14 protein-coding genes and 1 pseudogene are annotated in these 14,550 nt (G+C 61.0%); 11 read left to right on the top strand and 4 right to left on the bottom strand.

Going from position 1 to position 14,550, the window contains the following annotated elements:
* A partial coding sequence (locus BMW66_RS18665; protein WP_245729557.1) for an integrase core domain-containing protein occupies positions 1 to 295 on the top strand: 295 nt, incomplete at its 5' end.
* A gap of 95 nt (positions 296 to 390) precedes the next feature.
* Positions 391 to 1,493 (top strand): IS3 family transposase gene (locus tag BMW66_RS18660; RefSeq protein WP_093120634.1). Its coding sequence is split into 2 segments (ribosomal slippage): positions 391 to 652 and positions 652 to 1,493, totalling 1,104 coding nucleotides; the frame shifts between segments, so codons are not numbered across the junction.
* A 404-nt stretch (positions 1,494 to 1,897) separates the two neighbouring features.
* Here the strand turns inward: BMW66_RS18660 and BMW66_RS18655 are convergent.
* Complete coding sequence (locus BMW66_RS18655; RefSeq protein WP_093120633.1) at positions 1,898 to 2,560, bottom strand: TetR/AcrR family transcriptional regulator; 663 nt, start codon at positions 2,558 to 2,560, stop codon at positions 1,898 to 1,900.
* Between the two features lie 120 nt (positions 2,561 to 2,680).
* On the opposite strand from BMW66_RS18655, the gene BMW66_RS18650 reads away from it, so the two are divergent.
* The 6 genes from BMW66_RS18650 (at position 2,681) to BMW66_RS18625 (ending at position 8,850) form a co-directional block, all read left to right on the top strand.
* A complete protein-coding gene (locus tag BMW66_RS18650; RefSeq protein ID WP_175483320.1) occupies positions 2,681 to 3,547 on the top strand; it encodes a shikimate dehydrogenase in 867 nt (288 codons plus the stop codon).
* Positions 3,548 to 3,554: 7 nt separating this feature from the next.
* Positions 3,555 to 5,438 carry a bifunctional sugar phosphate isomerase/epimerase/4-hydroxyphenylpyruvate dioxygenase family protein gene (locus tag BMW66_RS18645; RefSeq protein WP_093120631.1) on the top strand — a complete coding sequence of 628 codons (1,884 nt, stop codon included), beginning with the start codon at positions 3,555 to 3,557 and terminating at the stop codon, positions 5,436 to 5,438.
* Between the two features lie 85 nt (positions 5,439 to 5,523).
* Positions 5,524 to 6,516, top strand: a complete 993-nt coding sequence (gene dctP / locus BMW66_RS18640; RefSeq protein ID WP_093120630.1) for a TRAP transporter substrate-binding protein DctP — start codon at positions 5,524 to 5,526, stop codon at positions 6,514 to 6,516.
* Between the two features lie 60 nt (positions 6,517 to 6,576).
* Positions 6,577 to 7,101: a TRAP transporter small permease gene (locus BMW66_RS18635; protein WP_093120637.1), complete on the top strand. Its 525-nt coding sequence runs from the start codon at positions 6,577 to 6,579 to the stop codon at positions 7,099 to 7,101.
* Positions 7,098 to 8,393, top strand: coding sequence for a TRAP transporter large permease (locus BMW66_RS18630; protein WP_093120629.1), 1,296 nt, complete (start codon positions 7,098 to 7,100; stop codon positions 8,391 to 8,393). The genes BMW66_RS18635 and BMW66_RS18630 overlap by 4 nt, the downstream gene beginning before the upstream one ends.
* Before the next feature lie 4 nt (positions 8,394 to 8,397).
* Entirely contained in the window at positions 8,398 to 8,850 is a 453-nt protein-coding gene (locus BMW66_RS18625; protein WP_093120627.1) for a type II 3-dehydroquinate dehydratase, read from the top strand.
* Between the two features lie 9 nt (positions 8,851 to 8,859).
* Here the strand turns inward: BMW66_RS18625 and BMW66_RS18620 are convergent, their stop codons facing one another.
* The 3 genes and pseudogenes from BMW66_RS18620 to BMW66_RS18610 all read right to left on the bottom strand — a co-directional run bounded on the left by BMW66_RS18620 (position 8,860) and on the right by BMW66_RS18610 (position 12,084).
* Positions 8,860 to 9,555 carry a GntR family transcriptional regulator gene (locus BMW66_RS18620; protein WP_093120626.1) on the bottom strand — a complete coding sequence of 232 codons (696 nt, stop codon included), beginning with the start codon at positions 9,553 to 9,555 and terminating at the stop codon, positions 8,860 to 8,862.
* A gap of 407 nt (positions 9,556 to 9,962) precedes the next feature.
* A pseudogene (locus BMW66_RS18615) lies at positions 9,963 to 10,977 on the bottom strand (IS110 family RNA-guided transposase).
* Between the two features lie 315 nt (positions 10,978 to 11,292).
* Positions 11,293 to 12,084: an ABC transporter permease gene (locus BMW66_RS18610; RefSeq protein ID WP_093120625.1), complete on the bottom strand. Its 792-nt coding sequence runs from the start codon at positions 12,082 to 12,084 to the stop codon at positions 11,293 to 11,295.
* Positions 12,085 to 12,221: 137 nt separating this feature from the next.
* Here BMW66_RS18610 and BMW66_RS18605 point away from each other — a divergent pair, with 137 nt between their 5' ends.
* From BMW66_RS18605 to BMW66_RS20170, 3 genes are all read left to right on the top strand, one after another.
* The gene (locus tag BMW66_RS18605; RefSeq protein WP_093120623.1) at positions 12,222 to 12,926 is read left to right on the top strand and encodes a TetR/AcrR family transcriptional regulator; all 705 of its coding nucleotides are present in this window, start codon (positions 12,222 to 12,224) and stop codon (positions 12,924 to 12,926) included.
* 399 nt (positions 12,927 to 13,325) lie between these two features.
* Positions 13,326 to 14,339, top strand: coding sequence for a glycosyltransferase family 4 protein (locus BMW66_RS18600; RefSeq protein WP_139196276.1), 1,014 nt, complete (start codon positions 13,326 to 13,328; stop codon positions 14,337 to 14,339).
* Positions 14,257 to 14,550: transposase (locus BMW66_RS20170; protein WP_139196274.1), on the top strand; the 294-nt coding region annotated here is incomplete at its 3' end. The genes BMW66_RS18600 and BMW66_RS20170, both read left to right, overlap by 83 nt.

The following is a 14,550-nucleotide window of genomic DNA, read 5'->3' as shown; positions in this document are numbered from 1 at the left end:
GCTCTATTTCATCGACCCCGGCAAGCCGACCCAGAACGCCTATATCGAAAGCTTCAACGGGCGATACCGGGAAGAATGCCTGAACCAGCATTGGTTTGCCAGCATCGGTGAAGCCCGTGAAATCATCGAAGACTGGAGGATCGATTACAACAGGGAGCGTCCGCACAGCAGCCTGAAGTATCAGACCCCGGAGGAGTTCGCAGCCGCAAGGCCCTTCGACAAAACGCAATGGGCGCAGCCGCTTGAGCTACCTGATGGCTCCGCGCCCGCGCCCATTGCTCGCGCCGCCGAATGATGGCACACAAAAGGTGATCTGATCCCCGGATTCTGGACCGTTTGAAGCTGGAGTTTTCCGCTACGATTTCCCGGCTGGGAGAGGAGCGGAATCACATGAAGGCATCGAAGTTTTCGGACGCACAGAAGGCGTTCATCATCAAGCAGGGCGAGGAAGGCACGCCGGTCGCTGAGATCTGCCGCAAGGCAGGCATCAGCCAGGCGACCTACTTCAACTGGAAGAAGAAGTATGCGGGCTTGCTGCCGACCGAGATGAAGCGGCTGAAGCAGCTCGAGGATGAGAACAGTCGGTTGAAGAAGATCGTGGCAGACCTGACGCTGGACCGCGAGATGTTGCAGGATGTCATCCGGCGAAAGATCTGAGGCCTGGTCGGATGCGCGAGCTTGTTCGCGGGATGTGCAGCGATTGGGCGGTCTCGATCCGGACGGCGTGTGGCGCCATCGGATTTGACCGCTCAACGTTCCACTACAAATCCCGCCGCGCCGATCAGGCTGCCGTGGAGAAGCGGATCAGGGAGATCTGCGAAACACGGGTTCGTTACGGCTATCGCCGGGTTCACGTGCTTCTGGACCGTGAGGGCTGGGGCATCAACATCAAGAAAGTCTATCGCATTTACAGGGAGTTGGGCATGCAGCTCAGGAACAAGACGCCGAAACGGCGGGTAAAGGCGAAGCTGCGCGACGACCGCGCCGAAGCCGTTGGTCCGAACGATGTCTGGGCAATGGATTTTGTCCATGACCAGCTGGCAACGGGCAAAAAACTTCGGATTCTGACGGTCGTGGACACGTTCTCGCGCTACGTTCCGGTGCTCGATGCACGATTCAGCTATCGGGGTGAAGACGTGGTCGCCACGCTGGACCGAGTATGCCGAAGATCGGGCTACCCCAAGACGATCCGGGTCGATCAGGGCAGTGAGTTCATCTCCCGCGACATGGACCTCTGGGCCTATCAGCGCGGCGTCACGCTCGACTTCTCACGACCAGGCAAGCCGACGGACAACGCCTTCATCGAAGCATTCAATGGCAGGTTCAGGGCCGAATGTCTGAACGCGCACTGGTTCTTGACGCTTGCAGATGCGGCCGAAAAGTTGGAGGCTTGGCGTAGATACTACAACGAGGAACGGCCACACAGCGCGATCGGCAACAAAGCCCCGATCATGCTGACGAAATCGGGGGGCATCACCAGCCTGTCACCCTGATCGAGGCGGAAAACTCTCGCCAAGGGCGGTCCAACGTTGGGGGTCGGATCAAAGGAGAACAGGCTCGACTTACGAGTGGCCCTGAAAAAAGGGGCAGGTCAAGCAGGGTGCCAGCGCGAGAGACCACGGCAGCGAGACGTCAGGAACTCGGTGGTAAAAGCGGCCTAAGCTATCAATCGGTCGCTCCGTCAGGTCAGACGACTGCCCAATGTAGACAATTTCTCCCGCGCAGCCGATCAGGTAAATGCCGCTTCGCTGCCTGAGACTAGCATAAAGAACATTCAAATTTCGATGTGGATTGCGGACAAATACCTGCCGGCTCCGAAAAGCCAGTTGGCCTTCCGTCTGGCGACCGCTCCCATCATATCTTCGGTTCTCCCTGATTTTCTGAAGATACTGAAACGCTACCCGGTGGCTTCGGGCTTCGCGACCATTGCAAGGATGGAGTCGACTGTCTGTTGCCGGATCCTCCGTTGGGCTTCTTCCTCGAAAAGCTCGTTTCCAAAGATCGACGAGAATGTCGGCCGGTTCGATACGTTGAAGAAGCTGGCCGCGCTGATTTGCCAGTGGATTGCCACGGGATCGAGCCCCTCGCGGAACACGCCCTGGTCCTGCCCCCCCTGACAGATACGGGCCAGTTTCTCGATAGCCGCCACGTTCAGATCGCGGATCACCTGCGAAGCGGCGAGGTGCTCGGCATTGTGGATGTTCTCGATCATCACCATTCGAATGAAGTCGGGGTTTTTTCGGTGGTGGTCGAAGGTGAAGGCGACGAGGCGGGCCAGCGCCTCCTTCGGCTGCAAGTGATCGAGGTCCAGCGAGGCCTCCCCTTCGCGCACCTTGAGGTAAGCCGCTTCGAGCGCGCGGGTGTAGAGCCCCAGCTTGTCGCCAAAATAGTAGTAGATCATCCGCTTCGACGTTCGTGTGCGCGAAGCAATGGTATCGACACGGGTGCCCGAAAGCCCGTTGGCAGCGAATTCCGACAGCGCCACGGTGAGGATGTCCCGCTTCACGGCATCGGGATTCTGGGTCCAGCCCCGTCTTTCTGAGTTCGTCGTCGTCGCCATGCCACTCCTCTAATCGACTGATACCAGAAAACAAATGGTCTAGGCGGTACATTTTTGCTTGACGAATTGTACCGGTTAGAACATTTTGGGATGTGAGACGGCAGGGGGAGGCCCGGCAGCATGAGGCTGGCGCAAGCGGAAAACGGCTCGGACACTGGCGAAGCCGCGATTCGCATGGGGCTGATCGGTGGTGGGATTCGACTGTCCCGGACGCCTGCGATGCACGAGGCCGAGGCCGCCGCGCAGGGGTTGGCTTGCCATTACGAGCTGCTCGACACCGATGCAGGGACCGCCGGGGACCTTCAAGAAATCCTCGACCGCTCGGAAGCCGCGGGCTTTGCCGGGCTGAACGTGACCTTCCCCTACAAGCAGGCCGTGATCGCGCATCTCGACCAGCTCTCGGACGCGGCACGGCGGATCGCAGCGGTGAACACCATTGTCTTCCGCGACGGGCGGCGGTTCGGCCACAACACGGATTTCTGGGGCTTCTCCGAAAGCCTGCGGCGGGGCTTGCCTGACGCGGCGCTCGGCACGGTCCTGCTGATCGGAGCGGGCGGCGCGGGGGCGGCGTTGGCCCATGCGCTGGTCGATATGAAGGCGGCGAATCTGCTGATTGCGGACACAAGGAAGGGCGCGGCCGACGAGCTGGCCCGGGCGGCGGGACCATGCGCTTCGGCCGTGACGGACGTCGCTGCTGCTGCGGCGGCGGCCGACGGCATCGTCAACGCCACTCCGGTCGGGATGGCGAAGCTGCCCGGCACGCCCATCGACCCTGCACTGCTCGCCCCGCGGCACTGGGTGGCTGACATCGTCTACTTCCCTCTGGAGACAGAGCTTCTGAGGGTCGCGCGGAGCCGCGGCTGCCGAACGCTCAGCGGTGAGGGTATGGCCGTCTTTCAGGCCGTGCGCGCCTTCGAACTCTTCACCGGGCGGACGGCCGACCCGGCCAGGATGCGCGAAACCTTTCGCAGCCTGGGAGATGAGTGAGGGCCCTATGAAAACAGGCATCGCCACAGTCTCCATCTCCGGCAACCTCGACGAAAAGATCGAGGCCATCGCCGCCGCCGGTTTCACCGGCATCGAGATATTCGAGCAAGACTTCATCGCAGACATCCGCAGTCCCAAAGCGGTTGGTCAGCGTATCCGCGACGCGGGACTGGAGGTCATGCTGTTCCAGCCCTTTCGGGATTTCGAAGGCCTGCCGCCGGGTCCGCGCGCCAAGGCGTTCGACCGGGCCGAACGCAAGTTCGACGTGATGCAGGAGCTGGGCTGCGAGCTGATGCTGGTCTGCTCCTCGGTCCATCCAGAGGCCCTGGGCGGGATCGACCGGGCAGCGGCGGATTTCGCCGAACTCGGCGACCGTGCGGCGGCGCGCGGGCTGCGCGTGGGGTTTGAGGCGCTGGCGTGGGGTCGCTATGTGAACGACCACCGCGACGCATGGGAGATCGTGCGCCGCGCGGACCACGCCGCGGTCGGTCTGATTCTCGACAGTTTCCACACGCTTGGCCGTGGCATTGACCCCGAGACGATCCGGCGCATTCCCGGCGACCGCATCTTTTTCGTTCAGCTTGCGGATGCTCCGGCAATCGAAATGGACCTGCTCTACTGGTCGCGGCATTTCCGAAACATGCCCGGCGAAGGTGACCTGCCGGTGTCGGACTTCATGCGGGCGGTGATGGCGACGGGTTACGCGGGGCCGGTAAGCCTTGAGATATTCAACGACCAGTTCCGCGGCGGTAGCCCGGACACGATCGCGCAGGACGGCCACCGATCGCTGATCGCGCTGATGGACGAGGTGCGCCGCGCCGAACCTGCCGCCTCGCCCGACATCCCGCCCTTGCCCGCGCCGATCCGGGTTCGCGACACGGCCTTCGTGGAATTCGCCGCGCAGGGCCGGGATCTCGCGGCGCTCGAGGTGCTGCTCGAAAGCCTCGGCTTCCGGCGGACCGGGCATCACGTCTCCAAGCAGGTGACGCTCTGGCAGCAGGGCAACATCCGGATCGTGCTGAACGCCGATACGGCTGGCCACGCCGGAAGCGCGTGGAACGCGCGGGGGACCACCGTCTGCGACATCGGGCTGTCCGTCGAGTCCGCGCCCGACACGGTGACGCGGGCGACGGCACTGGGGGCCAAGCTGTTTTCACAGCCACTCGGTCCCGGCGAGATGCCGATTCCCGCGATCCGGGGCCTGGGCGGCAGCGTGATGCACTTCATCGACCGAGGTGCGCTGTCGGAGGTCTGGGACGTGGAGTTCCGGGCCGAGGAGCCGCCGGCTCAGGATGCCGGGCTCACGCGCATCGACCATATCGCGCAGACGATGACCTACGACGAGATGCTGTCCTGGTCGCTGTTCTACACGACGCTCTTCGATATGGAGAAGGCGCCGATGGTGGACGTGGTGGATCCGGACGGGCTGGTCCGCAGCCGCGCCATCGCGGCGCCGTCGGGGGATTTCCGCATCACCCTGAACGGAGCCGAGACGCACCGGACGCTGGCCGGCGCGTTTCTGGCCGAGGGTTTCGGCGGCACCGTGCAGCATGTTGCGCTGGCGACGGATGACATCTTCGCCACCGCCAGGGCGTTGCACGAACTTGGCTTCGCCGAACTGCCGCTTTCGCCGAACTACTTCGACGACCTCGCCGCCCGTTTCGAGCTTGATCCTGAGACGCTGGAGCGGATGCGGGCGGCCAACATCCTCTACGACGCGGACGCGAACGGCGAGTTCTTCCAGCTCTACTCGAAGCCCTTCGCCGGGCAGATGTTCATCGAGATCGTGGAACGCCGCGGCGGATACTCCGGCTATGGGGCCCCGAACGCCCCCTTCCGCATCGCCGCCCAGAAACGGCTTCAACGGCCAAAGGGGGTGCCGGTGTCTTGACTGTAGGATATTTTTTGTTTTGTCATATAAAATGACATCAAGCCCACCGACGACAGCCGGTGACAACGTCAAAGGGAGGAAACCAATGACACAGATGACCCGCCGGACCGCATTCGCGGCCGCAATTGCCGCCTCGACAGCGCTCGCCACGCCGGGCGTCGTCTTTGCACAGGACAAGCCGACGCTTCGGCTTTCCTCGGTCGTGTCCGAAAACGACATCCGCGCAGAGGCTTTCGCCGAGATCGCCGAGGACGTTTCGGATACCTTCGACATGCAGGTGTTCAACGGCGCCACGCTCGTCGCGCAAGGGTCCGAGATGACCGCGATCCAGCGCGGCAACCTCGAGATGGGGCTGGTTGCCCCGCAGACCATCGCCGAGCAGATCCCGGAATGGTCCATCGTGACCTCGGCCTACCTCTTCGACGACGCGGACCACCTGAAGGCCACGTTCCAGAGCGACGTCGGTCAGGAACTGGTCGCCATGGCGGAAGAGGCCGGCGTCCACGTCCTCGCCCCCGTCTACTTCGGCACGCGGCAGGTCAACCTCGTGCCGGAGATCGAGGTAACGACACCCGAGGATCTGGACGGCATCACCCTGCGGATGCCCGGCGGCGACGCCTGGCAGTTCCTGGGCGAGGCGATCGGCGCGAACCCGACGCCGCTGGCCTATGCCGAGGTCTACACGGCGCTTCAGACCGGGGCGATCGACGGGCAGGACAACCCGCTGCCCAACGACTACAACATGAAGTTCTACGAGGTGACGAGCCAGATCGTCATGACCGGCCATCTGGTCGGCTTCGACGTGTTGGCGATCAGCGCCGATCTCTGGAAAAGCTTCACGGCAGAGCAGCAGGAGACGCTTCAGACGGCTGTGGATGCCGCGATTGACAAGTCGACGCAGCGCCATCTCGACCGCGAGGCCGAGTTGGTCCAGTTCTTCAAGGACGAGGGGTTGCGGGTCTATGAGCCCGACCGCGACGCGTTCCGCGAATACGCCCAGCAGAAGTACCTCGAGTCGAAATTCGCGGCGAGCTGGCCAGAGGGCATGCTTGACCGGATCAGCGCCGTCACCGAGTAAGTCCACTCTCAAAAAGGCCGGGCCCGCGCGCCGCGCGGGTCCGGCTTGCGGATCCCGACCATGACCCATCCGTCCCCCCTTGTCAGACGGCTGCGCGACCTCGCCGACGCCGTTCCGGCGATATTGCTGGCCACGATGTTCCTGTGCTTCATCGTCCAGGTCTTCATGCGCTACGTGATCAACAGCCCCGTGGGCTGGACCGTCGAGGTCTGTGTCATCGCCTGGCTCTGGATCCTGCTCTGGGGGCAGTCGGTCTCGGCCGAGGAAGGCGACGAGATCCGCTTCGACATCGTCTATGGCAGCGTACGCCCCGAAACGCGGCGCTGGTTCCGCATGATCTTCTCTGTCCTGCTGGTAGGCATCTACGCTTGGTCGCTGCCGGCGCTGTGGGACTTCGTCACCTTCATGAAAATCCAGGAGACCGCCTATCTCGACATCGGCTTCAACTGGGTTTACTCGATCGCGCTCGTCTTCTCGGTAGTGTCGATCCTGCGCTACCTGTGGATCTTCCGGAACGCGCTGACGGGCCGTGACACGGGCCTGAGCACGGCCGAGGAGATCGGTCTTGAGGAATTCTCGGAATGAGCTGGGAATTCGGCGCCGCCGTCGCGGCCATCCTCTTGGGCGCCATCATCGGTCTGCCGATCGGGCACGCGATGCTGGCCTCGTCGGTGTTCTACCTGCTGCTGCAGGGCCAGGACATGTCCATCGCCTTCGAGCAGATGCTGACCGGGCTCTATGGCTCGTACGTGCTTCTGGCGATCCCGCTGTTCATCTTCGCCGCCGACCTGATGAATGTGGGCTCTCTGTCGGACCGGCTGCTGGATTTCTGCCGCGCGCTGGTCGGGCGGTTCCGCGGCGGGCTGGGCCACGTCAACGTCGTCTCCTCGCTCATCTTTTCAGGGATGTCGGGATCGGCCATCGCCGACGCGGTCGGTATGGGGCGGATCATCATCAACCTGATGACCAAGGACGGGCGGTATCCCGGCGCCTATGCCGGTGCGATCACTGCGGCCTCGGCGATCATCGGGCCGATCATTCCGCCGTCGATTCCCATGGTGCTCTACGCGCTCGTCTCGGACACCTCGATCGGCTTCCTGTTCCTGGGCGGCGTCGGGCCGGGCCTCGTCCTGGGGGTCATGCTGATGGCGATGAACGCCTGGCAGGCCCGCATACACGACTACCCCGTCGAAGAGGCCGTGCCGCTGCGCGACCTGCCGCGCGTGACCCTGCGCGCAGTGCCGGCGCTGCTGATGCCGGTGATCCTGCTGGTGGGCATCTACGGCGGCGTCACGACGCCGACCGAGGCCGCCGCGCTGGCCGCGCTCTACGCCTTTCTCGTCTCGACCGTCTTCTACCGCTCCGTCTCGCTTCGCATGGCCTACGAGACCGTGCGGCGAAGCGCCAAGTCCACCGCCGCGGTCGGGTTCCTGATCGCAGGCGCACTGGCGTTCAACTACGTCGTGACGATCGAGCAGGTGCCGAACGTCATCCAGGGCGCGCTTGGCGACACCGAGCTGAACCGCATCACCTTCCTGCTGCTGGTCAACGTCATCCTGCTGCTGCTGGGCTGCCTGCTCGAGGCGAACGCGATCCTGCTGGTCATCGTGCCCATCTTCTTGCCGACCGCCATCGCGCTTGGCGTCGATCCTGTCCATTTCGGCGTGCTCGTCGTGGTCAACACGATGATCGGACTCGCCACGCCGCCCTACGGCCTGCTGCTCTTCGTCGTCACCTCGATCACGAAATCCCCGATCCGCGAGACGATCCGCCACCTGCTACCGTTCCTCGCCATCTTGGTCGCGGGGCTTGGGCTCATCACCTTCGTGCCGGAGATCGTTCTCTGGTTACCTCGCCTCTATGGATACAAAGGCTGACCGAATGACCGACACGATCCTCATCATCAACGGACCCAACCTCGACATGCTGGGCACACGCCAACCCGAGGTCTATGGCCACGAGACACTGAACGACGTTGAGGCGCTGTGCACGCGCGTTGCCGCCGAGGAAGGCGTCGAGATCGATTTTCGCCAGAGCGACAGCGAGGCCGAGATCATGAAATGGATCAAGAAGGGGCGAGGTTCCACCGCCGGGCTGCTGATCAACCCGGCCGGCTTCACCTCCACCTCGATCGCGATCCTCGACAGCCTGCTGATCTACGACCGTCCGGTCATCGAGGTGCATATATCGCCGCTCTTCAGGCGCGACGAGTTCCGGCACCTGTCCTACGTCTCGAAGGCCGCATCGGCCAAGATCGAGGGCTTCGGCATCCGTGGCTACGAGTTTGCGATGCGCAAGCTCGCGGAATGGGCGCGGGCTCGGGCAGGGGGCTGAGCGCCCGGCTCAGCCGAACCTGCCGGACGCGGTGATGTGCGCCGCCCCGCTGCGGACATGGCTTGACAGCAGGTTCACTGCGGCATCGGCCTTGCGGCCGATCACCAGATCACGCAGGTCCGCGTGTTCCTTGGCCGCCGGCTTGCCGCGGAAATCCAGCGCCAGCATGTGATAGCGCGCGAAACGGTCGAAGACCGAAGCATGGGTGCGTGCCAGCACCGGCAGGTCACACGCCGAGATGGTCGCGTAGTGGAAGCCCCAGTCCGAGGCGACCCATTGTTCCACCGCGGCCGACTGGTCCCTCATCAGCATGCCTTCCAGCGACGAAAGCTTGTAATGCGCAGCGACGACCCGCGTCTCCCAGTCAAGGTCGCCGCGCTCGATCGACCGGCGCAGCGCATACGTCTCAAGCAGGATGCGCAGCTCGGCGAGAGCCGCCAGTTCCGCATCGCTCACCCCGGCAACCCGGAAACCACGCTGTCCCTCGGCGGCGACCAACTCCTCCACGGCCAGGCGGTTGAGGATCTCGCGCAGCGTGGTGACGCTGGCGCCATAGACCTGCTTCATGTGGTCGAGCTTGAGCTTTTCGTCCGGTTTGAGCCGTCCGTTGACAATGTGCAGTCGGATGCGGCGATAGGCGATCTCTCCCACCGTGTCGCCCTCGCGCTCCGCTGTGTCGAAGCGAAAATCCTCATGGTTCAGCATGGTCACCCGTCCACTTTTCCAGAGCGACAAGTATCGGCGGTGGCAAGGATGATGTCCACCGGAACTCCATGCTCGTGTGCCGCCGGCCAGGAACGACTGCCAGTTGGCGGACGTTCATACCCTACGCAGCGAAGGGCCGCTCCCCGCCGATTCCGTTCTCTAATCTGTCAATGCGCGTTTTCTGAGCTTCCTTCTTTTTCGCGCCTGAGGTTGCCTTTGTTCTCTTCGAACTCGGTGGTTCATGATGGGGTGGGCTGGGTGTGTGTCGGCAAGGTGGAAACCGCAATCGTGCCGTTGGGTCCGGCTGTTGCTACAGAATCGTCGCCGTGTCTCACGCCCTCCCTCGGACGTCGTCCCGGATGGGAGCTCTGGTATAGGAATCGTCGCGTTTGTTTTTGTGATCTCCGTTATGCGATCTGGAACTCGGTCCCGTCACGCATCATCGCATGCATGATGATGGCGAGACGCCTGGCCAGTGCGACTCTGGCTTTTCTCATTGTTGAGCGCGCCCCGATTGCCAGCGCCCATGTCTTCAGCTTGAGAGGGCCAGCACATCTCGTCAACATTACGTTGGCAGCCTCGTAAAGAAGCGTGCGAACCCTGATATCGCCCCGTTTCGAGATGCTGCCGCTGTAGCCAATCTCACCGGATTGATAGCGTCGGGGAACGAGCCCCAGGTAGGCGCCGACGTCACGCGATCTCTTGAATCGTGAGGGATCATCAACTGCGGCCGCGAAAGCCAGGGCTGTGATGGGGCCAACACCGGGAATCGTCATGAGGCGCGCGCAGACCTTGGACTTTCGGGCCATCCTTTTCATGTCGGCATCGATTGCCGCAACCGCCGTGAGGATGGCTTCGCGTGCTGCAAAGAGCCCGCAAAGCGCGGCATGAAGACCCGGCACGCCATCGCTGACCTTCAGCGCCGCGTCCTTGAATGCCGGCGACAAGGCGCGCGGCAACCGAACGCCGAACACGACGACCAGTCCCCGAAATCTGATTGTCGATGGTCACACTTTGGCCGACCAGCTTTTTGCGGGCTGCAATCAGGGAACGGATCGCATGGGCCGACAAGGACTTGACGTGTGTCGGTTTGTAGAACCCCGTGCGTGCCAGATGCGCCAGTCCCCGGGCATCATTGCGATCCGTCCTATGCCCCGCCAGAGACTTCAGCGCCTGATAAGCCTGCCTGCTCTCAACGCACTGGACCGGAACGCCCTGCTCGATCAGCCCGTGATAGAGCATTGGTGCCATTCTGCCCGTCTCGAAGATGACCTGTTCACAAGGCGGTCCATCTGCGAGAAAGGCCGCGATCATGGCAGGTGACGACCGCGTTTTACCCTCCCGTATCAGTGCCCCTTCACGATCGAGGACACAAATGTGCGTCTCTTCCATTGAAACATCCAAACCAGCATAATATTCCATCCGTCAGCTCCTCTCTGTTGTTGCCGGTCCATTATACCCGCCACTTGCAGAGACAGATCGGGATTACTCCATGTTGAAAAACAACGTGTTGCTGGGGCGAGTAGATGGTGCTGAAAACTTGACACTCAGGACGAGCCGCGGAGCGCAAGGGTCGGCGCGTCTCTGATCGGGGCGGCCTACAGCCGCTTTGTGCGCGCCGTGGCGGAAACCGAGCTCACACGATCACTGGAGAGGCTGTTCTCCTCCGGGAAAGAGTCACGATCGAGAAACTGCATGAAACGGTGGAACTGGTCTGTTTCACCTGCTTCAGGGCTGTCATCCTTCGGTGGTCTTCGCACCGCGCGAGGAATACATCCCCACCACGATCAGCACGACAGAGACAAGCACGATCAGCGTGGCCACCGCGTTAACCTCCGGCGTGACCTCGCGCCGAAGAAGCGGCCACAGGGTCATCGGCAGCGTATTCTCCCGCCCCGTCAGCAGGAAGGTCACGGCGCTCTCGTCAAACGAGATGGAGAACGAGATCAACATGGCCCCGAACAGCGACGAGCGGATGCCCGGCAGGGTCACGTGGCGGAATACTTCCCATTCATTGGCCCCAAGGTTGACGGCCGCCTCGGTCTGGCTCCGGCCCATCTGCTGAAGCCGGGCGAAAACCTCGGTAATGGTGATGCACATCAGCGCGGTACCCTGTCCCAACATGATGGTGTGCAGCGACAGCCGGAAGTTCAGCGTCAGGTAGAAGCTGAGCAGCGCAACGCCAGTGATGATCCCCGGCAGTACGATCGGCAACAGCACGATCCGGCGGAACACCGCCTTGCCGGGAAAATTGTAGCGGTCCAGCGCGATCGCGGCGGGCAGGCCGAAGGTCACACTGAGCATCACAACGCCAAGGCCGACATAGACACTGTTCCAGATAGAGCCGAGAATCTGGCGATCCTGAAACAACTCGACATACCAGTGCAGCGTGAAGCCGTTGAACGGCAGGCCCGTATACTGGCTATCATTGAAGGAGAAGATCATGATCACAAGAATTGGACCATAGAGGAAGAACAGCACAGCCGACGCCAGAGCGATCACGAAGGGTCGGTTTCCAAAAGCGCGCATGATCTTCTCCTTACAGCCGCACGTCTTTGACAGGAACAGACTAGCCCCAAATCACGAACGTTTCACGGGGAGCAGGTCAAGATCGCTTGACATACCCGTCGAAAGCCGATGCGATTTTTCAATCGTAGACACGGAGTATGAGATATAAATCCGAAGGAATCAAAGTAATTGCCTCGTTGCTTGGTGAAGGCGGATACAGGATGGCGCGGAACGTTTCAGACAAGTCAGACACGAAGCACCGCATTGTCGCTGCAACCATTTCGGCGCTTCAGCGTAGTGGCCTGCCACCATTGTCTTATGACATGGTTGCCGATGAGGCGGGTATGACGCGTCAAGCGGTGCGCTACCACTTCCCTGATGCCGAGGCACTGATGCTCGCTGTATGCGACTGCCTCGCAGATGCCTACAGAACAGCCCTCATCAATAATGCCGCGCGGCTTGAAGGACCCCAACGTGTCGATATGTTCCTCGACTTTTACTTCAACTTGCTGGACGGAACCCGCAAACCCAAGGACGATTCAGCCTACGATGCGATGATGAGCCTTGCCACGGGGTCCGCCGCAATCCGCGACAACCTTCGCGGGCAGTACAAGATTGTTGGCGAGGTGATGTCCTACGAGTTTCGTGTCTCGTATCCGCAGTTGAGCCCACAGGCAGCTGAGGAGTTATCCTATCTTTTCGTTTGTCTGATGTACGGGCACTGGAAGATGGTCGCCACACTCGGGGTGTCAGTTGAACACAACCGCCTTACACGTGCGGCAGTCACCCGACTGATTCGGAGCTACTGTGAGACGGGCGGATCCGAGGACGTCGTCACTCAGATCTGGGCCAGCGATGGTTGAAAGAGCTTTTTCCGAATCGGAAAAATTCTTGTTCGTGCCCTCGCGACTCATCGGCAGTTGGCGTTGAAATCCAACCAAATCGCCGACGCACAGTGGCGCTCAACTGCCGAAAAGTGTTTTCCGTTTTGGAAGTTGTCGAAATTCGGGCTTCTTCGGTTGAGAAAACCCCTTCTACCATAGCCATGCTTTGTATCGCCATACCGGCCCTCGCTGAAGACTGTCGGCGTGAGAGCAGAATGGATCAGGATCGAAATTTTAGTAGGTGGGGGAACACAATAATTTGACTGGAAGCTGCAAGACGCCAAGTGCCGGAGTTCCTCACGATTACATGATACCTTTTTTCTCAAAGTTTTGTCTCATGACCCGACCACGAGTGACTAAGCGTCGCTCTTGCGCCTCGTGGGCGCAGCCTACCCGTATTTTTACTGGAAAGGCAAAGTTGTGAGTCCAACGATTGCGATCTTCTATGATGTACCCAATTGGGCATTTCATAACATCGCACGGAACATAGCGGTGTTTGGTACCGGACAGTACGATTTTAAATTGATAGGGCATGAAGATTGGTTTGGCTATCCGAAGAAGGCCGCGGAACTTGTCGCAAAATGCGATGTGGTAGTGTTTCTATGGCGCTTTGATCTCATCGCTTTCCTCGACAGTCTCGACAACAGCGCTTGGAACCTTGTCGTGAGTTCAGACAGGCCTGCGTTTGTTACCATTGTGTACGATCATCTATACATGAATGCCGAAGATTTGCGGCGGATCGGCGATCCATTCGAGTTGTCGGACATCGTAGCGACCTGTTCCGAGCGTTTGCACACCGCTTATCATGAACGTGCACATCTGCCAGATCCATCCTTCCTATTGCCAGACGGCGTTGATCTTGATGAGTTCACTCCGAAGAACCGATTGTTTTGCAAAGATCGGCCTTTTCGTATCGGATGGGTTGGCAATTCCGCGATGGGAAGGACGGTTGAACCCGATCTCAAGGGAAAACATACGATTTTCGACCCCGCAATCAATACTTTGCGGGACAAGGGGCATGTCTTCGACGTCAGGATTGCGGACCGCGCGGGAGTGCCAGTAGCCAGAAACGCCATGCCCGAATTCTACCGAAACATCGACGTTTTGGTCTGTGTTTCATCAAGCGAAGGAACACCAAACCCTCTACTGGAAGCGATTGCGAGCGGTGTGGCGGTCGTGACCACTGACGTTGGCTTGGCTCGCGAGGTTCTGGGGCCGGTACAATCCGGTTTCATTTTGAAGGAACGCAACGAGGACGCTGAACCGCCCCGGGTTTACCGGAGAGTAAAACTCTCAAAAGGTGAGCCTCATGACAGACAAGAAACACACCCCGAGCTACACGGCCGAGTTCCGCGCGCGCGGCGTTCGGCTTTTCCGCGAACATCGTTCTGATTACAGCAGCGACAGTGCTGCCTACCGGGCAATTGCCTCGAAGCTGGGCTGTTCGTCTTTCAGCCTGCGGGACTGGTGTCGGCGCGCCGCGCGTGATGCAGGCGAGTTGTCCGGACCGACAAGCGAGGAGAAGGCACGGATCAAGGCCCTGGAGCGTGAGAACCGTGAACTGCGCCAAGCCAACGAGATTCTGAAGAAGGCCAGCGCATAT

It is taken from the genome of Salinihabitans flavidus, assembly GCF_900110425.1.
GTDB lineage: Bacteria > Pseudomonadota > Alphaproteobacteria > Rhodobacterales > Rhodobacteraceae > Salinihabitans > Salinihabitans flavidus.
The sequence above is the reverse complement of the archived record's forward strand: the minus strand, read 5'-3'. Positions and strand labels throughout refer to the sequence as shown.

What these genes read in the sequence shown, in the direction of transcription:
- BMW66_RS18655 (WP_093120633.1), bottom strand. Translation starts at nt 2,560, where the DNA reads ATGGCGACGACGACGAACTCAGAAAGACGGGGCTGGACCCAGAATCCC.
- BMW66_RS18650 (WP_175483320.1), top strand. Translation starts at nt 2,681, where the DNA reads ATGAGGCTGGCGCAAGCGGAAAACGGCTCGGACACTGGCGAAGCCGCG.
- BMW66_RS18645 (WP_093120631.1), top strand. Translation starts at nt 3,555, where the DNA reads ATGAAAACAGGCATCGCCACAGTCTCCATCTCCGGCAACCTCGACGAA.
- dctP (WP_093120630.1), top strand. Translation starts at nt 5,524, where the DNA reads ATGACACAGATGACCCGCCGGACCGCATTCGCGGCCGCAATTGCCGCC.
- BMW66_RS18635 (WP_093120637.1), top strand. Translation starts at nt 6,577, where the DNA reads ATGACCCATCCGTCCCCCCTTGTCAGACGGCTGCGCGACCTCGCCGAC.
- BMW66_RS18630 (WP_093120629.1), top strand. Translation starts at nt 7,098, where the DNA reads ATGAGCTGGGAATTCGGCGCCGCCGTCGCGGCCATCCTCTTGGGCGCC.
- BMW66_RS18625 (WP_093120627.1), top strand. Translation starts at nt 8,398, where the DNA reads ATGACCGACACGATCCTCATCATCAACGGACCCAACCTCGACATGCTG.
- BMW66_RS18620 (WP_093120626.1), bottom strand. Translation starts at nt 9,555, where the DNA reads ATGCTGAACCATGAGGATTTTCGCTTCGACACAGCGGAGCGCGAGGGC.
- BMW66_RS18610 (WP_093120625.1), bottom strand. Translation starts at nt 12,084, where the DNA reads ATGCGCGCTTTTGGAAACCGACCCTTCGTGATCGCTCTGGCGTCGGCT.
- BMW66_RS18605 (WP_093120623.1), top strand. Translation starts at nt 12,222, where the DNA reads ATGAGATATAAATCCGAAGGAATCAAAGTAATTGCCTCGTTGCTTGGT.